This is a genomic window from Pseudohaliea rubra DSM 19751 (assembly GCF_000764025.1).
Lineage (GTDB): Bacteria > Pseudomonadota > Gammaproteobacteria > Pseudomonadales > Halieaceae > Pseudohaliea > Pseudohaliea rubra.
The window spans coordinates 25,784-47,920 of the sequence record NZ_KN234765.1 but is presented as its reverse complement, the minus strand read 5'-3'; the positions used below and the strand labels follow the sequence as shown (position 1 = coordinate 47,920).

The following is a 22,137-nucleotide window of genomic DNA, read 5'->3' as shown; positions in this document are numbered from 1 at the left end:
GCCGGTACCGGCGGATGGTGTGCGAAATGTCTCTCATCGGCAAAGATCTGCTGCAGCGCCCGCCCGGTAAACGCCGGTTCGATGGCCCGGTGCGCCATGCTGGCCAGATTCGCCGGGGTGAAATGAACCCGACCGTCCGCTGTATCGGCGCTGGGCGACACGGTGGCCGCGTTCGCAGCCCACATGGGTGAGGCAGAGCAGGCGATGGCGAGCAGGGCAGGCGCCTCCCTGGCGGCCCGGGCGAGCATCGCGGCAGGCTTGCCGCTGAAACCAAAGGCCCGCAGCGTGGGCAGGTGCGGCCGTTCGTGCGGCGGCAGGAATCCCTGCACCAGGCCGAGGTCGTGCAAGCGCTTCATCTTGGCCAGCCCCTGCCGCGCCGCCGCCCGGGGATGGGAGGGCGTCTGCGCGTGCCTTGCCGAGGCGAGGTTGCCGGGAGACAGCCCGGCATAGTTGTGGGTGTTGCCGATAAGGCCGTCGAAATTCGCCTCAACCACTGCCGAGGGGCTGTCGTTCCTGCCTGCCATGTTCAGAGCTCCGCGTACCAGAGGTCGCTGCCGATCTCCACGGGCAGCACCTTGATGGCTTCTAACGGCAGCCTGAGGCCTTCAGGACCTGCCGCCGCCGGCACGAGGCAGGCGGTGAAGGTGTCGATGGCGCCAGCGGCCACCAGCGTGGGTGTCGTCGCCTCCGTCCCGGTCAGCGCCCCGGCGAAGATCGCACGGCTGGTACCGGCAACGGTCGCCAGGGTGTCAATTTCCGCATCCACGCTCGGCGCCGCGTCGAAGATATCGACGTGCCCCTGCCAGCGGAAGCCCTCCCGCTCGAGCAGTTTGAGCGCCGGCTCACCGGCCGTGTTGACCCGCCCGATCACCGCCTGAGCGTCGGCCGGCAGCAGGTTCACGTACACCGGCTGCGTCGGCATGAGCTCGGCAATAAACTGGTTGCCGTGGAGGGCACCGAACAGGTCCGCTTCGGCAAAATCCATGTCAAAGAAGTGCCGGCCCACCGCCTCCCAGAAAGCCGAGCGGCCCCCGTCCTCATAATGGCCACGCAGGTCTGCCATGACAGCCTTCGGGAAACGCACCCGGTGCGCGGCCATGAGCAGGTAGCGGCTGCGGGCGAGGAGCTTGCCGTTGCCGCCCTGGCGATAGGCCGGGGACAGGAACAGGGTAGCGACCTCGGCAAACCCCTCGAAGTGGTTGGACAGGTTAAGAGTCGCAACGGTGACCTTTTTGTCGAGCACCCGCGATTTGTGGGTGACCTTGTTGAGCTTGTAGGAGTAGAAGGGCTCCTCTTCGCCGAGGCAGGCGATCACGCTCGCGGTCCCCACCACCGCCCCCGTGGCAGTGTCCTCCATAACCAGCATGTAGACCTCGCCCCCGGGTTTTGTCACCGCCTTTGCCACGCTGGCGCTCGACAGCGCAACTTTTGCAGCGAGCGCGTCCCGGTCGGGGGGCAGCGTGGTCATGCCCGGGGACGCCTCCCGGGCAAGGTCGTAAAGGCTGTCGAGATCGTCCTCGCGGACGGAGCGGACGATGATCATGCCGGCTGCTTCACAGGAAGTGGTCCGCCAGCATAGCTCGCCCCGGGATCGGTCGCCATGGGCCTTGCATACTTCCGGGGTGATACCGCCCGCCCTGGGGGTACGGTAGTCATCAGGGGTGAGGGCAACCCCCGCATCGGCGCCGGACAGCTGCAATGAATCAAAAAAAGCCCGCCGCAAGCGGCGGGCCTGCATGCGGGGGAGGCGCCGCTATAAAAGGGTGACGCTGTAAACCGCAAGCGTGCCGGAAACCTCATTACTCACCAGCAGCAGGGGCTCACCGGTGGGGCTATCGGCGGCCGGCACAAACTTGATGTCCTCAGGACCCAGGTCTGAGATCCCCGCGGCCACGTCCGTTTCGGCGCCCTCGGAGAAAGCACGGCTGCTGACATACTGCACAAAGCTGGCGTTCTGCGGATTGGTGATGTTGTAGACCATGATGCCACCCACGCGCTCAAGAGCGATGAAGGCGAAGACGTTGCCACCCAGCTCGGCGATTTCGACGGCTTCCGGTTCCGGTCCCTTGTCGTCGGAGCGTGCGTCACCCTCGTCATCGTCGTTGCTCGCATTGAAGCCCTCACCGAGCTGTTGCGCAGTGATCACCTCAAAGTCGCTGCCGCTGTCGAAGACCGGCCTGCCCGTGTCCGTATCCCAGATCGTGAAGGAACGCGCGCCAAAGGAATAAAGCGCCTCGTAGACACAGCCGGCTGCCGGCGTTTCATCCGGGTACAGCAGCGGCTGGCCCGTAGTCGCCAGGGTGACGCAGGCGTCCGAATCCACGAGACCGAGATCGGTAATCATCTTCAGGCGGCCGAGGTTCTCGTTGGCCTGGAAATCCGGTCCGAGTCGGGCCTTGAGCTCGTCGGTGAACTGAGACGGGTCGAGATCCTTGACGCGAAGCTCATCCAAATAGTGAAAACAGTCACCATCATCGAAGAGGAAACCACCCTGGGCCGCACAAGCTGCGTCATCGGCGGCGTCGGTCACGTACTCGCGCCCGTCACCCTCGTTGGCGGTGACCAGGTAAGTAGTGCCGGCCACCTCATAACTGTCAAACCCGTCCGGCATATAGGTGCCGTAAACGCTCCAGTTGCGGATATTCACGCCGCCGTCACGGTTGCTGGCATCGAACTCATTGCCCGGCAGCCCATAGTCCTTGAAGCCGATGCCGAGCACAGCAGACACGGTACCGCTGGCGAGGTCGGCGATGGCCACCGCATTGTTCTCCTGCAGCGTGGCGTAGACCGTACTGCTGTCCGCAGAGAAGGCAACGAACTCGGGCTCGAGGTCCCGGGCAACGGATTCGGCCTTTGCGGACACACGCACCGGGCCGGTCAGCGTCTTACTGCCGCCGACGTTGAAAGCCGTGAAATCCGCCGTAGTAGCGACGAGGTTGTCGAAGCCCGCGGAAAGATCGACTATAGTCAGGCTGCCCTCGGGGTCAACGCTGTAGTCGTCGTTGGGCTCACCCTCGTTGGCGGACACGGCGTAACGGCCATCCGGTGAAAAGCCGACTTTGTCGGGCAGGGCGCCTGCTTCCACGGCCGAGAGGTAAGTGCCGTCGGTCGAATAGAAGGCGAGATAACCGTTTTCCTGGGCCACGTCCGCCGCCAGGGCGACCGCCAGCGTATCACCGCTGATATCGACGCTGTTTACGTCGCCCATGGCGCCCTCGGGCAGTCCCTCGGCACTTTCCACGTCAGCGGCCACATCCAGGGTGTCGATGCGGTTCGGTGCTGTCGGGTCCTGCAGGTCAACAATATCGACCTTGCCGACCTCGGCGTTGACCACGAAGGCACGGACCGTGGCCGGATGGTAGGCAACGATCTCCGCCGCCGATTCATCAAAGGCGCCTAGCGGTGCCGTACGGCCGAGAAACGTGAGCGCCAGAGCGGCGTTGGCATCGCTGCCCGGGGCGCCCTCCGCACCGGGCGCACCATCGGTCCCCGGCGCTCCGGCAGGGCCCGGGGTCCCGTCGCTACCATCGTCACCCTCGCAGCCGGCGAGAGCCATTGCCAGGACCAGGCCGCCAACGGCGGCGAAAAGGGGGTTGCGTGTCATCATGACTGCCTACTCTCTCTGCGGAATCACCGGGAACGATAGGAGCAACCTGACAGCGTAAGATGAATCCAGCGTGTCGAAACCGTGAAACTCTCGTGAAGGTTGTGTGACAGAGCCTGACGGGAGCTCCCGGCGGGCGGCTGCGACACTATGCCACACGGCAGGCAAAGCGGATGGCTATATCCTTACGGCCTTTATACATGCAGACAGAAACCTGCCCGCCATGCGTCCGCCCCCCCCGTTCAGCCGTTCGATTCTCGTAAGCTGCCTTGCCGCGGTGCTGTCCACCCCTCTCGCCCTGGCTGCGGAAAAGACGCCCGGCGACGAGCTGCCCAACATCATCGTTATCGGCGTCCGCGAAAGCTCGCTGGGCGAGGACGTCCTCAACCTCGACCGGGAAAACGGTGCCCCCGCCGCCGACGGGGCCGAACTTCTGCGCTCCGTAAACGGGCTCAGCCTCGGTCGCTTCGGCGGCCGCGGCCTCGAGCCGACCCTGCGTGGTCAGAGCCAGGGGCGCATCAACGTTCTCCTGGACGGTGCCTATCTACACGGCGGCTGCCCGAACCGCATGGATCCGCCCACCTCCTTCGCCTCCGTGAACACCTTCGAGCGCATCACCGTGCTGAAGGGCGTACAGACGCTGCGCTATGGCGGCGGCGGCAGCGGCGGCACGCTGCTCTTCGAGCGCGAGAACGAGCCGGACAGGGATGGTTTCAGCGGCGGTCTCCGCGCCGGCACCACCAGCAACGGCCTGGAACGCGACATCGCTGCGGAGCTGGCCTGGGCCGGCAAGCCCGGCTACCTGCGCCTGAATATCGAGGACCGCTCGGCGGACAATTATCGCGATGGCGGTGGCGATGCCGTCCGCTCGGCCTATGCAGAAGACTCGGTCTACCTCGCCGGCGGCCTGCGCCTGCGCGACAGGGATCGGCTTGAACTTGCCGTGGAGCGCACCGAGACCACAGACGCGCTGTTTCCCGGTGCCGGCATGGATGCACCGGAGGACACCAGCGACCAGTACCGGCTGCGCTATCGAGGCTATAACCTCGCAGGCCTGGACGAGCTGTCCGTGGAGCTCTATCGCACGGAGGTCGGGCACCTCATGGACAACTACAGCAATCGGCCTCTGACCGCGCCCATGGCTTTGCGTGTCCCCTCGCGCTCCGACACCACCGGCGCGCGGATCATCGGCGAATTCACCACAGGAGAGGCTTTCGCCTGGACCCTGGGCCTCGATTATCAGCGCAATGAACGCAGCGCAACCCGCTACCTGGGCCCGACGACAGACAACGTGCAGATGATTCAGAGCTTTCTCTGGCCCGACGCAAGCCTCGAGCAGGCCGGTGCCTTCGCAGAACTGCGCTGGTCTGTCGCAGCGGATCGCAGCTTGAAGGCCGGCCTGCGCTACGACCGCGTCAGCGCCGAGGCCGACGCCACCGGCGCAAAGCCGGCGTCGCCGATGCTCCCCGGTCCAGACGCCCTCTACGAGCAGTACTACGGTGTTACGCACGCGGACCAGATCAACGAAGACAACTGGGGGGGCCTGCTGCGCTATGAGCAGCAGCTCGGCAACCGCTGGACCGCCTTCGCCGGAATCAGCCGCACGGTGCGCACCGCCGATGCGTCCGAACGCTTCCTCGCTGCCGCCAATACAGCGCCCATGATGCGCTGGATCGGCAACCCGGGACTGAACCCGGAAACCCACCGCCAGGCCGATGCCGGTCTCGTACTCCTGGCGGGAAAACACCGGATAGATGGTGTGGCCTTTTACGACAGCGTCAGCGATTACATCCTGCGCGATCGCGCTCACGGCCAGGGCGATGTCCTCCCAGATGACAACGCGACGGTCTACCGTAACGTGGATGCACGCCTCCATGGCGTGGAAGGCAGCTGGACCTGGCGCGTTGGCGGCGGCTGGGAGGCCTCGGCGAGCCTCGCCTGGGTCCGTGCCGAGAACACCAGCGAAAACCGGGACATCGCTCAAACACCGCCGCTGAACGGCAGCCTGAACCTGGACTACGACACCAGCCGCTGGCGCGCCGGTGCCAGCCTGCGCTGGGCCGCGGAGCAGGACCGGGTAGAAGCAAATCCTATGGTAAACAGCGGACTCGATGCCGGTGAAACGCCGGACTGGGCCGTGCTCGACCTCTACGCGAGCATGAGTCTCGGCAGCTTCGGCGACCTGCGCGCCGGGGTCGACAACCTCTTCGACCGTCGCTATGCGGAGCACCTGAACCGCAGTAACCTCGACCCCTTCAACCCGGTAGCAATCCGGGTCAATGAGCCTGGCCGGGTGCTCTGGGCCCGCTACGAATACCGCTTTTGAGGCCGGCCCTCAGACCGGGCGGTTACCAGTCGATAAGGGACGGCTGGCCATCTTCCCGGGCGACGAGGCCCGCGCCCTGCCACCAGCGTCGCCAGGCCGGGTGCCCGCTGGCACGACGTCCTGTGGGTGAGAGGTAAAGATTGTAGAGATCGAAGATGGGCGGCACGCCGGGGCCCTCGCGGGCAAGCAACAGGTCCCGGCTCCGCTCGAGACAGGCCACGGCCCGGTCCAGATCACCGACAAACAGGTAACCGCGAAGGGCGAGCACCGTCTGGGCGGCAATGCCCGAGGCGGCCAGGCTTTCCAGGGCCCCGAGGGCCTCATCCAGCTGGCCTTCAGCCGCTCCCAGCAGGGCGGCGGCCAGCGTGGCTTCGGGCCCCGGGGGCATCGCCGCCACGACGGCCCGGGCCTCGGCACTCCTGTCGAGGCCGAGGAGGGCCTCGACAAGGTCCAGCTCGATCCGGGGCCGGCCGGGATTGAGATGCCGCGCGTGCAGGAGTTGTTCCCGGGCCTCTTCGAGGCGGCCGGCGAGCAACAGATAACTGCCCAGATTGCGGCGGTAAAGCGCATTGGTGGGCTCCCGCTCCAGCGCGGCGCGCAGGGCGTCGATGGCGCCCTCGAGATCGCCCTGCAGCCCCCGGTAGCCCGCCACCATCGACAGAACCTCCGGGTCACCGCCGCCGTACTGCAGCGCCAGGGCCATGGACTGACTGGCGGCCTCGCGGTCGTCCAGCCAGCGCCGCTGGAGCGTCGCCATCCGCGCGTGCGCCTCCGCATGAGAAGAGTCGAGGCTCAGGGCCGTGCGCAGGGCGGCGAACTGCCGCACCAGCGCTTCCTCTGAGGACAGCAGACCCTCTTCAAGCCAGAGCACCCGAATACACTTGGCCACACCAACCCAGGCATCCGCGATGCCCTTGTCCAGCGCGAGAACGCGCTCATAGTGCTCCAGGGCAAGGGAGACATCACCGCTCGCCCGGCGGCCGTAGTAGAAGTCGGCAAGGGCCAGCTGTTCCTGTTCCTGCACCGCCAGGATCGGAGCGGCAGTCGAAGGCCTCACCGGCACGCTTGCCGCGGCTGTCGGTTCACCGTTGCGCGTCACGCCGGCAATCAGGCCGACAAGGGCAGTCATAACCACAAGGGCCGCCACGGCCGGCGAGAATCGCCACCGGCGCGGCTGCGCAAGGGTGTCGGCTACGGCTGGCGGGCCCGTCACCGCGGCCGGTTCAGGCCGGATCCCGGTATCCGCTGGCCAGTCCACCGTTGCGGTGGCCGACAACGGCACGGTGGGTGCTGGCGTCACCGGTGCCGTCGGCGGCAGCGCAGCAGCGTCGGCGGCCGGCACAGGATCGGGAACCGATTGCGGCGCGCCGGGGTGAAAGAGAACGCGATAGCGACCTTTGGGGATCTCAAAGCGGATGGGATCCTCAGCGCCCTCTTCCCGGTAGTAAGCGGCGAGACGGTCGCGCAAGCGGCGGGCGTTGACCCGCACGATGGTATCAGTCTGGCAGTCGAAGTCGCTACCGCGCTTGAAGTGTTCGATGCCGATGATGGCTTCGTGCAGATCGCGATCACCAGCGGTCAGGGAGTGCTCAACCAGGTAGATCAACAGGTGCAGAAGGCGGTGGGCGCGGGCAAAGGAGCGACTGGACTGCAGGCGCTGAAGCTGTGCGCGAATTGACGCCTCCGAAAAGCCCCCGCGGGCATTGTTCGGATCGTCGGGATCGAAGGCAGTCCGTTTTGGATCGTCGGGGGCCACAGGGGCTCCAAGTTTGCTTTTTTTTTCGCAACGCAACTATTGGTCTGATAATAGCACTCATCCCGGGGAGTTGATCCCAAATGTCACAGTAACTGTCACGTAATGTCTCCTCTCGTGACTCACCACTCCTGTGCTCGGCCAACACAGCGCCTGTCACCGAATGTCACCGGACGTCACTGCAAGGGCCTGGGGAAGACGGTCCAGCATTGCAGGCGTGGGCCACGGACACGGGCCTGGAGGAGCCTTCCGGTGATGCGTCTGTGAGCGATCGCTAACCTTTAGGCTACTATCGAAGCTGAATTCAGAGCTGAATAACGAGCAGCAGGTGACCTCTATGGACGATTCGATCATAGGCAGCATTGTCGCAGTGCTCGCCGCATTCACCCTCGGCGCCGGCGCCGTGAAGGCCGAAGATGGCCCGTCGAGCGGCCAAACCACGGAGCCACTCAGGGCACAGCGGGCCGTTGCTTACGGGGATCTTAACCTGGCCTCTACCGCCGGCCAGGAGGCGCTGCAGCAGCGTATCCGGGCCGCAGCACGGCAGGTCTGCGGCACAACCAGCTACCGAAACGCCGGCGGGCTGAGCACAGCGGCGGCAAACCGGCGCTGTATCGATGAGGCCATAGCGGAGGCGCGCAGTGCCATCGATGTGAAAACCCGGTCTCTGGCGAGCACCCGCTGAGTCCGAGCCGGCCTTACTCCACGGTCACAGACTTGGCCAGGTTGCGCGGCTTGTCCACATCCGTGCCCTTCTGCACGGCCACGTGGTAGGCAAGGAGCTGCAAGGCCACCGTGTAGAGAATCGGGTTCAGCACCTCCGGGGCATGCGGCATCGGTAGCAGGTGCAGCCCCGGCGCTGCGCTGAAACCGGCGTCCCCGTCGGCGAAGACATACAACTCACCGCCGCGGGAGCGCACTTCCTCGAGATTCGACTTGAGCTTGTCCAGCAGCTCATCCGTGGGCGCCACGGCTACCACAGGCATGTCCGCGTCCACCAGTGCCAGCGGGCCGTGCTTGAGCTCCCCGGCGGGATAGGCCTCGGCGTGGATGTAAGAGATCTCTTTCAGCTTGAGCGCCCCTTCGAGGGCGATCGGGTATTCGACGCCGCGGCCCAGGAACAGGGCGTGGTGCTTGTGGATGAAGGCCCCCGCCAGCTCTTCGATCGCACTATCCAGGGCGACCACCCGGGCGACCAGTTCCGGCAGCGCATGGAGACCGTCGATAAGGGCCTGCTGCTGACTTTCCGCCATGCCGTTGCGCCGGCCGAGGGCGATGGTGAGCATGAGCAGGGCCACCAGCTGTGTAGTGAAAGCCTTGGTCGAGGCCACACCGATCTCCGTACCCGCCCGGGTCAGAAAGACAAGATCACTCTCACGCACGAGGGAGCTGTTGTCGACGTTGGCGATGGCCAGGCTGGCAAGGAACTCCCCGGCACCTGCGTGGCGCAGTGCCGCCAGCGTATCGGCGGTCTCTCCCGACTGCGACACGGTCACCAGCAGCGTATCCCGGTGCGCCACGCGTCTGCGGTAGCGGAATTCCGACGCCACCTCCACCTGGCAGGGGATACCGGCGAGCTCTTCCAGCCAGTAACGGGCAACAAGCCCCGCGTGATAACTGGTACCGCAGGCCACGATCTGCACGCACCGGGTGCTATCGAAGGCAGCGGCGGCGCCGTCGCCAAAGACCGCGTCGCGGATCCTGTGACCATCACCACTGCTGAAGGTGGCCGCCAGAGCCTGGGGCTGCTCGTGGATCTCCTTGAGCATGTAGTGCTCATAGGCGCCGAGGTCCACGGTCTCGATGCCCGTGGCCACGCGCTTCACCGGACGTTCGACGCTCTCGCCGGCCGCATCGCAGACCGTCAGGGACGCGGCAGTCATGGTTACCAGGTCGCCTTCCTCAAGATAGATGAAACGGTCGGTGACCTGACGCAGGGCAAGCGTATCTGACGCAAGGAAGTTCTCACCGATACCGACACCCACGACCAGCGGGCTGCCCTCCCGGGCGGCCACAATGGTGTGAGGGTCTTCCTTGTCGGCGGCGGCGATGGCATAAGCCCCGCGCAGCCGTGCGACGACCCCGCGGAGTGCATCGAAGAGGCTGTCACCGGCGGCCATCGCCCGGTGCAGCAGGTGAGCCACCACCTCCGAGTCGGTGGCAGAGACACAGGCATAGCCGGCGGCAGCGAGCTCCTCACGAAGCTCTTCGTGGTTCTCGATAATGCCGTTGTGCACCAGGGCAATGCGCTCGTGGGAGACATGCGGGTGTGCATTCACTGCCGCCGGCGGTCCGTGCGTGGCCCAGCGCGTATGGGCAAGACCGGTACAGCCGAGGATCGGATCCAGGGCCTGCGCCTCCTCAAGGCGGGCGACCTTGCCCTGAACCTTGTGCAGCTGCAGCTGGCCCTCGTTGTCAACCAGGGCCATACCGGCCGAGTCGTAGCCCCGATATTCCAGACGCCGCAATCCCTCGAGGAGGATTTCCGACACTTCCCGACGGGCGACCGCCGCCACAATGCCACACATGGTCAGTGCCCTCCCTGTTCGTCGTTGCCGTTGCCGTTGCCGTTGCCGTTGCCGTTGCCGTTGCCGTTGCCGTTGTCATTGTCATTGCGCCTGGCACCGGGACGGCGCCAGCCGTCAATGTTGCGTTGCCGGCCCCGACCGACCGCCAGCTGGTCGCGACCGACGTCGCGGGTCACCGTGGAGCCGGCGGCCACAAAGCCGCCGTCCTCGATAGCCAGCGGCGCCACAAGCGTGCTGTTGGAGCCGATGAACACGCCGTCACCGAGCGCCGTCTGGTATTTGGCAACGCCGTCGTAGTTGCAGGTGATGGTCCCGGCACCGACATTGACGCCCGCGCCCAGGGTCGCATCGCCGACGTAGCTCAGATGGTTGACCTTACTGCCGACGCCGATGGTGGCCTGCTTCGCCTCGACGAAGTTGCCGACGCGGGCGCGATCCGCAAGGGTAGTGCCAGGACGAAGACGGGCGTAGGGACCGACGCTGCAACCGGCACCGACGCTCGCACCATCAAGGTGGCTGAAGGGATGCACTTCGCTACCGGCGCCAACGCGGGTATCGCGGAGCACACAGTGCGGACCCACACGCACGCCGTCGCCGAGAGTGACAGTGCCCTCGAAGACCACGCCAACATCGATGAAAACGTCTTCGCCACAGCGCAGAGTGCCGCGCAGATCGAAGCGCGCAGGGTCGGCAAGGCTCACACCATCGCGCAGCAGCGCCTCGGCAGCCCGGCGCTGGTATTCGCGCTCGGCGCGGGCGAGCTGAAGACGGTCGTTGATGCCGAGCACCGCTCCGGGGTCCCCGGTGCACACCGTTTGCACATCATGACCCCGGTCCATGGCAAGGGGCAGGACGTCGGGGAGGTAGTACTCGCCCTGAGCATTGTCGTTACTAACAGCAGGAAGACAGCGCTTGAGGACAGCTGCCTCGATGGCGAGAACGCCGGTGTTGATCTCATCGATCGCCCGTTCGGACGCTGTCGCGTCGCGGTCCTCGACCACACCGGTAAAGACGCCGGCAGCGTCGCGACAGATACGGCCGTAGCCGGCGGGATCCGGCAGGCGGGCAGTGAGCAGGGCATTCCCCGCCGCCACCAGCTCGCGCACGGGACCCTCGGGCAGCAGGGGTACGTCCCCATAGAGCACCAGCACCCGGGCATCGGCTTCTGCAATTAGCGGCAACGCCTGGCGCACCGCATGACCGGTACCGAGCTGCTCGCGCTGCTCGACCCACTCGATAGCCTCACCAGCGAACGCCGCACGTACGACGTCACCGCCGTGGCCGACGACCACGCAGATCCGCACCGGCTCCAGGCGCCGGGCGAGCTCCAGCACGTGGGCAAGCATGGGCCGACCGGCGACCGGGTGCAGCACCTTGGGCAGGGCGGAACCCATGCGCTTGCCCCGGCCGGCGGCTAGAATAACAACAGTGAGCTTCATGGGATCGTCCTGCCTCCGGGTAGGCGTAGGAACCGCAGGGAAAGCCCCGTATCTTAGCGGTCCCCGGAAGCAATACAACGGCGCTGGCGCGCTGTGTATCGCAGCACCGTGCGTTGCATCACAGGCCGGTCAGGACTTGATGACGAGAAGAAGCCTGTGCGTGACTTTCTCAGCGCGGTCGGCAATGCTCCCGATCCAGTCCAGAATCTGGTAGAGAAACATCACATCTACCGGTGGCAGGTCCCGCTCCACCTGGAACAGCTGAGCGCGCAGCTCGACCTGGCGGCGGTCCGACGCGCGCTCAAGGCGTTCCACCTCGACGATGAGACGTTCCACCTCCGCCGCCTGGCGTTCGCCGAAGCCACTGCGGTACAGGGCCTGGGTCGCCTCTACGGCGGTGAGGGCGCTGGCGGTGGCCTGCACCGAGAGCGCCACGTAGCTGTTGATGCTGTCGGTCATGGTGGCCGGGAAAGCAAGCTGACGGCCGAGCATAAGCCCGGCGACGTCCTTGGCACGATTGGCGATCTTGTCCTGGGCCGAGAGGAGATCAAGCAGGTCGCTGCGTGCTACGGGCATCCACATACGCTTGGGCATGTCACCGCGCAGCTGCTGCTTGAGATGGTCGGCGTCGCTCTCTCGATCGGCGACCCGTTGCTGGGCCTGCAGGGCCCGGTCCCAGGCTCCGGCCTGGGCGACCGTGACGAAATCGCCGAGTCCCTCCACCGCCTGCAGGACCACAACCATATGCTCCTGCAGGGCAAGCATCGGCGATCGCAGCACCGATTCGCCGACGAGGTTGGGTAACACGTGCCTTCTCCCGCGGTAAAACCGCTGTCATCAAAACGTCATGGCAGTGTAACAGCAAACGGACAGCAGCGACTGCCCGCCCGGAGGCCGGGCAGGCAGTTCACAGAGGGGGTGGCCGCCGCGGCGGCAGGGATAAAGGTCAGCCGCGACCGGCGCGGTTGCGCATCTTGCGCAGCGTGGCCAGCTGCGCTGCCGCCTCGGCAAGCTGGGACGAAGCGCGGCCGTAATCAAAGTCGCCGGACTGGTTGGTCAGGGTCTGTACCGCTTCGCGGCGGGCTTCTTCGGCGGCAGCCTCGTCGACATCGTCGGCACGCAGAGCCGCATCCGCCAGAATGGTCACCGCCCCCGGCTGTACTTCCAGGAACCCGCCGGAGACGTAGTAAACCTCTTCGTCACCGTGCTGGGTAACGATGCGCACAGGCCCGGGGTGCAGGGCAGTCAACAGCGGCGCATGACCGTAATTGATACCAAGCTCACCCATTTCACCGGTGGCGACCAGAGACTCGACCAGCCCGGAAAAGATGCCCTCTTCCGCGCTGACGATGTCACAGTGAATTGTCATTGCCATGATCCGGCCTCGCTGACCCTAGAGCTTCTTCGCCTTCTCGACGGCTTCCTCGATGGTGCCGACCATGTAGAACGCCTGCTCCGGCAGCTCATCATACTCGCCCGCGAGGATTCCCTTGAAGCTTGAAATGGTGTCTTTAAGAGAGACGTACTTGCCCGGCGCACCGGTGAAAATCTCTGCAACGTGGAAGGGCTGGGACAGAAAACGCTCGATCTTCCGCGCCCGGGACACCGTCAGCTTGTCTTCCTCGGACAATTCATCCATGCCGAGGATGGCGATGATGTCCTTGAGCTCCTTATAGCGCTGCAGCACATTCTGCACACCGCGCGCCGTTTCATAGTGCTCGCTGCCGATCAGCAGCGGGTCGAGTTGGCGCGAGGTCGAATCGAGCGGATCCACCGCCGGGTAGATGCCCTTGGCGGCGATATCCCGCGACAGCACTACTGTGGAGTCCAGGTGGGCAAAGGTCGTGGCCGGGGAAGGGTCCGTCAGATCGTCCGCCGGCACGTAAACGGCCTGGATGGAGGTGATCGAGCCGACTTTGGTTGAAGTAATCCGCTCCTGCAGCACGCCCATCTCCTCGGCCAGGGTCGGCTGGTAGCCCACGGCAGAGGGCATACGACCCAGCAGTGCGGACACCTCGGTACCGGCGAGGGTGTAGCGATAGATATTGTCGATGAACAGGAGCACGTCGCGACCTTCATCGCGGAACTTCTCCGCCATGGTCAGACCCGTAAGCGCCACGCGCAGACGGTTGCCCGGCGGCTCGTTCATCTGGCCGTAGACCATCGCTACCTTGGAGTTGGCCGGGTTTTCAATATCGACGACCTTCGACTCCTGCATTTCATAGTAGAAGTCGTTGCCTTCCCGGGTACGCTCCCCGACACCGGCAAACACCGACAAACCAGAGTGCTGGAGCGCGATATTGTTGATGAGCTCCATCATGTTTACGGTCTTGCCGACGCCCGCGCCACCGAACAGGCCGACCTTGCCGCCCTTGGCGAAGGGACAGACCAGATCGATAACCTTGATACCGGTCTCCAGCAGTTCGCTGGAGGCAGCGAGCTCTTCATAGCTCGGCGCGGCACGGTGGATGGAGGCCCGCTCCTGTTCACCGATGGGGCCGCGCTCGTCAATGGGGTTACCGAGCACATCCATAATACGGCCGAGGGTTTCGCCGCCCACGGGGACGGAGATCGGGGCGCCCGTGTTATCGACCCCGAGGCCTCGGGAAATGCCTTCCGAGGCGCCCATGGCGATGGTCCGTACCACCCCGTCACCGAGCTGCTGCTGCACTTCGAGGGTCAGCCCCTTCTCGGTGACCATCAGCGCATCATAAACCTGCGGGACGCTGTCGCGCGGGAACTCCACGTCGATGACCGCGCCGATGATTTGAACGACTCGTCCGCTACTCATGTCCGGATCCTCTGTCTCTGAAAGATTGCCTGGCTCGCTGTGACCGGGGCGCTAGCTGATGGCTGCAGCGCCGCTCACGATCTCCGAGAGCTCCTGGGTAATGGCCGCCTGGCGGGCCTTGTTGTAAATCAGTTGCAGGTCATCAATGATCTCGCCGGCATTGTCAGTTGCGTTCTTCATCGCCAGCATGCGCGCCGCCTGTTCACAGGCGCCGTTTTCCACCACCGCCTGATAGATCTGGGACTCGACGTAGCGCACCATCAGGCGATCGAGGAGCTCCCGGGCATCGGGCTCGTAGATGTAATCCCAGTGATGCTTCATTGCCTCGCTGTCTTCCGCCGGCAGTGGCAGAAGCTGCTCGACCGTCGGAGTCTGCGTCATGGTGTTGACGAACTCGTTACTGACCAGGAAGAGGCGATCGATGCGGCCCTCAGCATAGGCGTCGAGCATGGTCTTGATACCGCCGATGAGATCCTCAAGGGTAGGCTCCTCGCCGATATCACGGGTCGCCGCAACCACATTGCCGCCGTAGCTGTTAAAAAAGGCTGCTGCCTTGGCACCGATAAGGGACAGGTCAATCTCGCAGCCCTGCTCGTCCCAGGCCTTCATGGCCCGGATCGTCGCCTTGAACAGGTTGATATTGAGGCCGCCGCACAGGCCACGGTCCGTGGCGACAAGAATAAAGCCCACGCGCTTCGGCTCGCGCTCTTCCATGTAGACATGGCGGTACTCCGGCGCGGAATTCGCCAGATGACCGACGACGGACCGCATACGCCGCGCGTAGGGCTTGCCGACCTCCATGCGCTCCTGAGCTTTCCGCATTTTGCTCGCCGCGACCATTTCCATGGCGCTGGTGATCTTCTGCGTGCTCTGGATACTGGAGATCTTGGTGCGGATTTCCTTACCGACTGCCATCGGAGCCTCCGGGGCTTACCAGGTTTGCGTCGACTTGAAGGACTCGATAGCGCCCTTGAAGGCTGCTTCGATCTCGTCGTTCCAGGCGCCGGTTTCCACGACCTTGCCCATAAGCTCACCGTGCTCGGCGTGCATATAGGGTAGAAGCGAGTCTTCGAAGGCGCCGATCTTCTCGACGTCGACGTCCTTGAGGAAGCCTTCGTTCGCGGCGTACAGCATGAGGCCCATTTCGGCGATGCTCTGCGGCGAGTACTGCTTCTGCTTCATCAACTCTGTCACGCGCTTGCCGTGATCAAGCTGCGCCTTGGTAGCTTCATCAAGATCAGAAGCGAACTGCGAAAATGCCGCCAGCTCGCGGTACTGGGCGAGGGCCGTCCGCACACCGCCGGACAGCTTCTTCATGATCTTCGTCTGCGCCGCGCCACCAACCCGGGAGACAGAGATACCTGCGTTCATGGCCGGGCGAATACCGGCGTTGAACATATCGGTCTCAAGGAAGATCTGCCCATCCGTAATGGAGATGACGTTCGTCGGCACGAAAGCCGAGACGTCACCGGCCTGGGTCTCGATGACCGGCAGAGCGGTAAGCGAGCCGGTCCTGCCCTTGACCTCGCCGTTGGTAAACTGCTCAACGTAGTCAGCATTTACTCGCGCGGCCCGCTCGAGCAGACGGGAGTGCAGATAGAAGACGTCGCCGGGATAGGCTTCGCGGCCCGGCGGACGGCGCAACAGCAGGGAGATCTGGCGGTAGGCCCAGGCCTGCTTGGTGAGGTCATCATAGATGATCAGGGCGTCTTCGCCGCGGTCACGATAGTATTCACCCATGGTGCAGCCCGCGAAGGGGGCCAGGTACTGCATGGCAGCCGGATCGGAGGCCGTGGCGGCTACAACGATCGTATGCTCCATGGCGCCATGTTCTTCAAGCTTGCGTACCACGGCGGCCACCGAAGAGGCCTTCTGGCCCACGGCAACGTAGATACACTTAATGCCGGTGCCTTTCTGGTTGATGATGGCGTCGACGGCGATCGCCGTCTTGCCGATCTGGCGGTCGCCGATGATCAGCTCGCGCTGGCCGCGGCCGATCGGCACCATCGCGTCGATGGCCTTGAGCCCGATCTGCACAGGCTGGTCGACGGACTGGCGGGCAATAACGCCCGGCGCCACCTTCTCAAGGGCATCTGTGAATTCCGCGTCGATGGCGCCTTTGCCATCGATCGGCGAACCGAGTGCATCGACCACGCGACCCTGCAGGGCCGGGCCGACCGGAACCTCCAGAATCCGCCCGGTACAGCGACAGGCCTGGCCTTCCGCCAGCCCCTTGTAATCACCCAGGATTACGGCGCCGACAGAATCACGTTCGAGATTCAGGGCCATCCCGAAGATGCCGCCGTCGAACTCGATCATTTCGCCGTACATCACATCCTCGAGACCGTGGATGCGGATGATACCGTCGGTCACGGAAACGACCGTGCCCTCGTTGCGCGCCTCGGTACCGACATCGAGCTGATCGATGCGCTGCCGGATAATATCGCTAATTTCCGCGGGGTTGAGTTGCTGCATGATCGCTTCCTCAGATTCAGTTTGTCAGTGCGTCGGCCAGCTTGTTCAGCCGGCCGCGCACGGAGCCATCGATGACCATATCGCCAGCCCGTATCAATACGCCCCCCAGCAACGAGGCATCGGTAGCGCTGCTTACCATAACCTCGCGGTGCAGGCGCTCGCCGAGGGCGGCAGCAATGCGCTCGCTGACGTCCGCGGGCAGGTCGAAAGCGGAGACGACCTGCACCTCGATAACCCGTTCGCGCTCGGCCTTCAGCGCATCAAATTGCCGAAGAATGTGCGGCAGTAGCACCAAACGCCGGTTTGCGGCAAGCAGGGCGAGAAAGTTGCCGAGCTGCTCGCCGATGCTGTCCCCGAGAAGACAGCCAAACTGCTCGCCCTGTTCTGCCGCGGTAAGGGCCGGGTCGTCGAGCAGGGTCCGGACTCGCGGCTCCGCAGAGACGGTCGCCGCCAGCTGAAGCTGCGCCTGCCAGCTGTCCAGATCGCCCTTCTCACTCGCATACTCAAAGGCCGCTTTTGCGTAGGGACGGGCCAGCGTTGTTGGTTCAGCCATCGCGACCTCTCGTTACAGCTCGGCTGCCAGCTGGTCAACCAGCTGTGCGTGCGCCTGCCGGTCAATGGAAGCGCCGAGGATTTTCTCGGCGCCGGCAAGGGAAAGCACCGCGACCTGGCTGCGAAGCTGCTCACGGGCACGATTGGCTTCCTGATCGATTTCAGCCTGCGCAGCCGCCTTGACCCGATCGGCCTCAAGGCGCGCCGTGTCCTTGGCTTCTTCGATAAGCTGCGTCGCCCGCCGGTTCGCGGCCTCGACGATGCCCGCCGCTTCCTGCTTCGCCTCTTTCAGCCGCTCGAGGGCTTTTTCCTGAGCAATTTCGAGATCGCGGTTCGCCCGATCCGCCGCGGCGAGGCCCTCGGCTATCTTGTGTTCGCGCTCCGCCATGGCAGCGACCATGGGCGGCCACACGAACTTCATGCAGAACCACACGAAGCCGAAGAAAGCGATTGCCTGTCCGATAAGCGTAAGGTTGATATTCACGCCGTGCTCCTCACTGCTGTGGCGGGGCCGCCGGAACGGCGACCCTGCGCGTCATTGCTTCCAGAGCGCCGGCCTCAGGCCATACCCGGCGCAACGACGAAGATGAGATACATGGCAAGGCCCACACCGATAATCGGGATGGCGTCTACCAGGCCTGCGCCGAGAAAGAAGGTGACCTGGAGCTTGGGGGCCAGCTCCGGCTGGCGGGCAGAACCTTCAATGAGCTTGCCACCGAGCATGCCGATACCAATGGCGGCGCCAAGGCCGCCAAAGCTGATCATGATCGCTGCGGCGATGAGGACGAGTTCCATGTGTTTCTCCTAGCTGTTGATTACCAAAGGTTAAAGGGGTCAGTGGTCTTCGTGGGCCATGCTTAAATAGACGATGGTCAGCACCATGAAAATAAAAGCCTGCAGGGTGATGACCAGGATGTGAAAGATGGCCCAGCCGATCTGCAGGAGGCCGGCGGGAACCATCCACATCACGCCGGCGCTGAACAGGGCGGCGATCAGGATAAAGATCATCTCGCCAGCGTACATGTTGCCAAAGAGCCGCAGAGCGAGAGAGAAGGGCTTGGCCAGCAGCCCGACCACTTCCATGAACAGGTTCACGGGAATAAGCAACCAGTGGTTGAAGGGGTTCATGGCCAGCTCGCGCGCGAAACCAAAGCCCTTTACCTTGATCGAGTAGTACAAAATCAGCAGCAGCACACCAATAGACAGGCCGAAGGTGATATTCGGGTCTGTGGAGGGGACAATTTTCTGGTACTCAACCCCAAGCAGCGCAAGCGTGTGCGGCACGAGGTCGACGGGAACAAGGTCCATAAGATTCATAAGAAACACCCAGACGAAAATCGTCAGGGCAAGGGGAGCGATCATCGGATTGCGGCCGTGGAAAGTATCACGCACGGTTTTGTCTATGAAGCCGACAATCATCTCCACAGCGTTGAGCGCGCCGGTCGGAACGCCCGTACTGGCCCGCTTTGCCATGCGGTGAAAAAACCAGCAGAAAAAGATGCCAAGACCGAGGGACCACACCATGGAGTCAACGTGGACGGCATTAAAGCCCATGGCCGCGGCCTCGTCACCACCGTGGGCCATAACCCACGCGCCGCCGTCCGCGACAATGCTGCCATCGTAGCGCTCGTAACCCGCCGGCAACTTGCCATAGGTGAGGTTCGTCAGGTGGTGGACGATGTACTCGGATACCGTCTGCGTCTCGCCTGCCATGCAACTCGCTCTCTGCTCGTTGTTCGCCGCGGGGTGTCTGTCTACCGGCTCGCCTGCCCACGGCGCAGGAGCCAGATGCCGCCCGCAGCCTGCACGAGCACCATGGCGGCAAACCCGCCAAAAACGGCCATCGGTACCAGCGGCCGCAGCAGCGCAAAGACCAGGGCAAACCCCGCCGCGCTGAGGAAGAATTTACCCGCCTGCGCGGCATACCCGGCCAAGGCCACCTCGGCCCCGCGCCGCTCACCACGCCCGAACAGCTGCAACGCGAACCAAGCCTGCGGCAATGCACTGCACGCCGCGCCGGCGACCAGCGACACCGTTGTTGCGATGTCCGCCAACGCCAGGGTCACGGTAGACAGAAAACCGAGGACCGCCAGCTGGGCCAGCGTGATGCGGTGAACCGGCGGCGGCTTCAACCTGGCCCCTGTCGACGCGATCCCGCTCGCTCCCCCTCTGCCGTCAGTCACGCAAGTGGGTCCTCGTTTCGGGCGCGCGCATTATAGGGGCTATGCCGGTACCCATCAACCGGACAGAGAAGGTCTCAGCGGCGTCGATCGCGGCGCCAGCGAGAAAAACACAGCATGTGGGGGTTGAATGACCCCGTTGCGACAGTATATGGGTATATAAAGAAGTAAGATATTGCCGATTACTCTACTGGATATGACCCAGAATGCCATCCAGCTCATCCAGGCTGTTATAGGAAAGCACCAGACGACCCTTGCCGCCTTTGCCATGTTGTATCTGAACACGGGTGCCAAGACGCTCCGCGAGGTCGTCCTGCAGGCTGCGGATATTCGGGTCGATGGCGGGGCTTTCGCCTGCGCTCTGCTGAGCGTCAGCCAGCAGCCGTCGCACCAGCGCTTCAGCCTGGCGGACAGACAGGCTGCGGGAGGCCACCTGCCGCGCCGCCTGGCACTGCGCGACACCACTGAGGGCCAGCAGGCAGCGCGCATGCCCCATGTCGATGTCCCCGTGTTCAAGGAGCGTCCGCACCTCCGGTTCGAGGCTCATGAGGCGCAGCAGATTGGCGATAGTGGAGCGCGATTTGCCGACGGCGTCAGCCACCTCCTGCTGCGTAAGCTCGAATTCCCGCTGCAGTCGCTCAAGGGCCACAGCTTCCTCGATCGGATTCAGGTCCTCACGCTGGATATTTTCAATAAGCGCCATGGCGATGGCGGCTTCATCGGGTACATCGCGCACCAGCGCCGGAATCTCACCCAGGCCGGCGAGCTGCGCGGCACGCCAGCGCCGCTCGCCCGCGATGATCTCGTAGCGTTTGTCCGAGATAGGCCGGATCACAATCGGTTGCATGAGCCCCTGGGCCTTGATGCTCTCCGCCAGCTCCTGCAGGGACTCGGGCTCGATGTCCTTGCGCGGCTGGTACTTGCCGCGCTGGATCAGATCCACGGGGACATCACGCAGTTCACCGTCGCTTTCGGTCGGTGCCGGCGCCTGCTCCCGACCCGCCGCCGAAGCGGAAGAGGCCAGCAGGGCATCGAGGCCCCGGCCCATGCGCGCTTTTTTGCCGGCCATCAGTCGCTCCCTGTTTCCGCGGCGAGACGTTCCTCGCGACGAATCATCTCTCCCGCCAGCGCCAGATAGGCCCTGGACCCCCGGGAATACTTATCGTAATACATCGCCGGCATACCGTGGCTAGGCGCCTCCGCAAGACGGACATTCCGCGGCACCACCGTACGAAAGACCCGGTCGCCGAAGTGCGCATGGAGCTGTGCGGAAACCTCATTGGTGAGGCTGTTGCGCGGATCGTACATGGTGCGCAGGATACCCTCGAGCTCGAGGGAGGCGTTCACGCTCTCGGCGACCCGGCGAATGGTGTCGAGGAGAGCCGAGAGGCCCTCGAGGGCAAAGTATTCACACTGCATGGCGACGATCACACCATCGGCCGCCACCAGTCCATTCACAGTGAGCATATTGAGCGAGGGGGGACAGTCTACGAGGATGTAATCGTAATCGCCGGTAACTGTGGCAAGGCTGGCGCGAAGCCGACGCTCGCGTCCATCCACCTGCAGGAGCTCGACTTCCGCGGCGGTAAGGTCGCCATTTGCAGGCAGCACGTCGAAGCCGGCATCGCCGGCGGAACAGCGCACCTCGGCCACCGGCACCCGGTGCACCAGGACATCGTAGATGCTCCGCTCGATGGCGTACTTGTCAACGCCACAGCCCATGGTCGCATTGCCCTGGGGATCAAGGTCCACCAGCATCACGCGCTTTTTCATAGCGGCCAGGGAAGCGGCGAGATTGACACAGGTCGTGGTCTTGCCGACGCCGCCCTTCTGGTTCGCGATGGCGATAGTTCGTGTCACGCGCTGGTCTCCGGCCGCAGGGTGATAAGAGAGCGTTGCTCGTCGAGGCCAGGCACGACGAGGGCCGTCACCGTCGCCCGATAGCCCAGCGCTTCAGCGGCCGCCAGCTCCTCCGCAGCTACCTGGGCCTTCATGGCGTAGAAAGCGCCACCGGGAGCAAGGAAGTGGCGGCAGCTCTCCACCATCGCAGGCAGCGCTGCGAAGGCCCGGCTCAGGATACCGGCGTAAGCGCCCTCGGGCCGATGGTCTTCCGCGCGCTCCGACGCGATGCGTATGTTAGCCAAGGCCAGGGCAGTTTTCACCTGGAACAGGAAGCGGGTCTTTTTACCGTTGCTGTCGAGGAGACAGAAAGCGCGCTCCGGTGCGCAGAGGGCAAGAGGTACGCCAGGCAGACCCGGACCGGTACCGACGTCGATAAAAGACCCCGCAACGGGGAGGTGGGGCAATAGGGCAAGGCTGTCCAAAAGGTGGCGGGTAACCATCGCGTCGCGGGTCCGCACTGCCGTGAGATTATAGGCCCGGTTCCACTTCTCGAGAAGATCAAGGTAGGACGAGAGCGCCGCCAGGGTCGCCGGCGGCAGCCTCAGACCGAGCGCGGCGCAGCCGGCTGCCAGCGCCGGGTCGCGCAC

The 22,137-nt window shown here is 64.3% G+C and carries 21 protein-coding genes; 2 read left to right on the top strand and 19 right to left on the bottom strand.

The features are described 5' to 3' along the window. The 3 genes from HRUBRA_RS09090 to HRUBRA_RS09080 form a co-directional block, all read right to left on the bottom strand. On the bottom strand, positions 1–524 hold a 524-nt coding region (locus HRUBRA_RS09090; RefSeq protein WP_035516470.1), incomplete at its 3' end, for an N-succinylarginine dihydrolase. 2 nt (positions 525–526) lie between these two features. Then, positions 527–1,543 carry an arginine N-succinyltransferase gene (locus HRUBRA_RS09085; protein WP_052094582.1) on the bottom strand — a complete coding sequence of 339 codons (1,017 nt, stop codon included), beginning with the start codon at positions 1,541–1,543 and terminating at the stop codon, positions 527–529. Positions 1,544–1,753: 210 nt separating this feature from the next. After that, the gene (locus HRUBRA_RS09080; protein ID WP_035516468.1) at positions 1,754–3,607 is read right to left on the bottom strand and encodes a choice-of-anchor I family protein; all 1,854 of its coding nucleotides are present in this window, start codon (positions 3,605–3,607) and stop codon (positions 1,754–1,756) included. Positions 3,608–3,827: 220 nt separating this feature from the next. Between HRUBRA_RS09080 and HRUBRA_RS09075 the strand changes: the two genes are divergently transcribed. Then, positions 3,828–5,930, top strand: a complete 2,103-nt coding sequence (locus tag HRUBRA_RS09075; protein ID WP_052094581.1) for a TonB-dependent copper receptor — start codon at positions 3,828–3,830, stop codon at positions 5,928–5,930. Between the two features lie 22 nt (positions 5,931–5,952). Here the strand turns inward: HRUBRA_RS09075 and HRUBRA_RS14720 are convergent, their stop codons facing one another. Next, positions 5,953–7,686 carry a tetratricopeptide repeat protein gene (locus HRUBRA_RS14720; RefSeq protein WP_052094580.1) on the bottom strand — a complete coding sequence of 578 codons (1,734 nt, stop codon included), beginning with the start codon at positions 7,684–7,686 and terminating at the stop codon, positions 5,953–5,955. Positions 7,687–8,020: 334 nt separating this feature from the next. Between HRUBRA_RS14720 and HRUBRA_RS09065 the strand changes: the two genes are divergently transcribed. Continuing rightward, a complete protein-coding gene (locus HRUBRA_RS09065; protein WP_052094579.1) occupies positions 8,021–8,368 on the top strand; it encodes a UrcA family protein in 348 nt (115 codons plus the stop codon). 13 nt (positions 8,369–8,381) lie between these two features. Here the strand turns inward: HRUBRA_RS09065 and glmS are convergent, their stop codons facing one another. The 15 genes from glmS to rsmG form a co-directional block, all read right to left on the bottom strand. Then, on the bottom strand, positions 8,382–10,211 hold the full coding sequence (gene glmS / locus HRUBRA_RS09060; RefSeq protein WP_035516467.1) for a glutamine--fructose-6-phosphate transaminase (isomerizing): 1,830 nt from the start codon (positions 10,209–10,211) through the stop codon (positions 8,382–8,384). A gap of 2 nt (positions 10,212–10,213) precedes the next feature. Further along, complete coding sequence (gene glmU / locus HRUBRA_RS09055; RefSeq protein WP_052094578.1) at positions 10,214–11,650, bottom strand: bifunctional UDP-N-acetylglucosamine diphosphorylase/glucosamine-1-phosphate N-acetyltransferase GlmU; 1,437 nt, start codon at positions 11,648–11,650, stop codon at positions 10,214–10,216. 129 nt (positions 11,651–11,779) lie between these two features. Then, positions 11,780–12,457, bottom strand: coding sequence for a TIGR00153 family protein (locus tag HRUBRA_RS09050; protein WP_035516466.1), 678 nt, complete (start codon positions 12,455–12,457; stop codon positions 11,780–11,782). 139 nt (positions 12,458–12,596) lie between these two features. After that, positions 12,597–13,025 carry a F0F1 ATP synthase subunit epsilon gene (locus tag HRUBRA_RS09045; protein WP_035516464.1) on the bottom strand — a complete coding sequence of 143 codons (429 nt, stop codon included), beginning with the start codon at positions 13,023–13,025 and terminating at the stop codon, positions 12,597–12,599. A gap of 18 nt (positions 13,026–13,043) precedes the next feature. Beyond that, positions 13,044–14,441, bottom strand: coding sequence for a F0F1 ATP synthase subunit beta (atpD, locus tag HRUBRA_RS09040; RefSeq protein ID WP_035516462.1), 1,398 nt, complete (start codon positions 14,439–14,441; stop codon positions 13,044–13,046). Between the two features lie 51 nt (positions 14,442–14,492). Continuing rightward, positions 14,493–15,356, bottom strand: a complete 864-nt coding sequence (atpG, locus tag HRUBRA_RS09035; RefSeq protein ID WP_035516460.1) for a F0F1 ATP synthase subunit gamma — start codon at positions 15,354–15,356, stop codon at positions 14,493–14,495. A gap of 15 nt (positions 15,357–15,371) precedes the next feature. After that, positions 15,372–16,916 (bottom strand): F0F1 ATP synthase subunit alpha, encoded by a 1,545-nt coding sequence (gene atpA, locus HRUBRA_RS09030; RefSeq protein ID WP_035516458.1) that lies wholly within the window; start codon positions 16,914–16,916, stop codon positions 15,372–15,374. A 16-nt stretch (positions 16,917–16,932) separates the two neighbouring features. After that, positions 16,933–17,469, bottom strand: a complete 537-nt coding sequence (locus HRUBRA_RS09025; protein WP_035516456.1) for a F0F1 ATP synthase subunit delta — start codon at positions 17,467–17,469, stop codon at positions 16,933–16,935. Positions 17,470–17,481: 12 nt separating this feature from the next. After that, complete coding sequence (locus tag HRUBRA_RS09020; protein WP_035516454.1) at positions 17,482–17,952, bottom strand: F0F1 ATP synthase subunit B; 471 nt, start codon at positions 17,950–17,952, stop codon at positions 17,482–17,484. Positions 17,953–18,026: 74 nt separating this feature from the next. After that, complete coding sequence (atpE, locus tag HRUBRA_RS09015) at positions 18,027–18,263, bottom strand: F0F1 ATP synthase subunit C (protein WP_035516453.1); 237 nt, start codon at positions 18,261–18,263, stop codon at positions 18,027–18,029. A 39-nt stretch (positions 18,264–18,302) separates the two neighbouring features. Continuing rightward, complete coding sequence (gene atpB, locus HRUBRA_RS09010) at positions 18,303–19,181, bottom strand: F0F1 ATP synthase subunit A (protein ID WP_035516452.1); 879 nt, start codon at positions 19,179–19,181, stop codon at positions 18,303–18,305. A gap of 41 nt (positions 19,182–19,222) precedes the next feature. Then, entirely contained in the window at positions 19,223–19,651 is a 429-nt protein-coding gene (locus tag HRUBRA_RS14715) for an ATP synthase subunit I (protein WP_052094577.1), read from the bottom strand. Positions 19,652–19,835: 184 nt separating this feature from the next. Further along, the gene (locus HRUBRA_RS09000; RefSeq protein WP_035516451.1) at positions 19,836–20,717 is read right to left on the bottom strand and encodes a ParB/RepB/Spo0J family partition protein; all 882 of its coding nucleotides are present in this window, start codon (positions 20,715–20,717) and stop codon (positions 19,836–19,838) included. Then, entirely contained in the window at positions 20,717–21,508 is a 792-nt protein-coding gene (locus tag HRUBRA_RS08995; RefSeq protein WP_035516450.1) for a ParA family protein, read from the bottom strand. The genes HRUBRA_RS09000 and HRUBRA_RS08995 overlap by 1 nt, the downstream gene beginning before the upstream one ends. Then, entirely contained in the window at positions 21,505–22,137 is a 633-nt protein-coding gene (gene rsmG / locus HRUBRA_RS08990) for a 16S rRNA (guanine(527)-N(7))-methyltransferase RsmG (RefSeq protein ID WP_035516449.1), read from the bottom strand. The genes HRUBRA_RS08995 and rsmG overlap by 4 nt, the downstream gene beginning before the upstream one ends.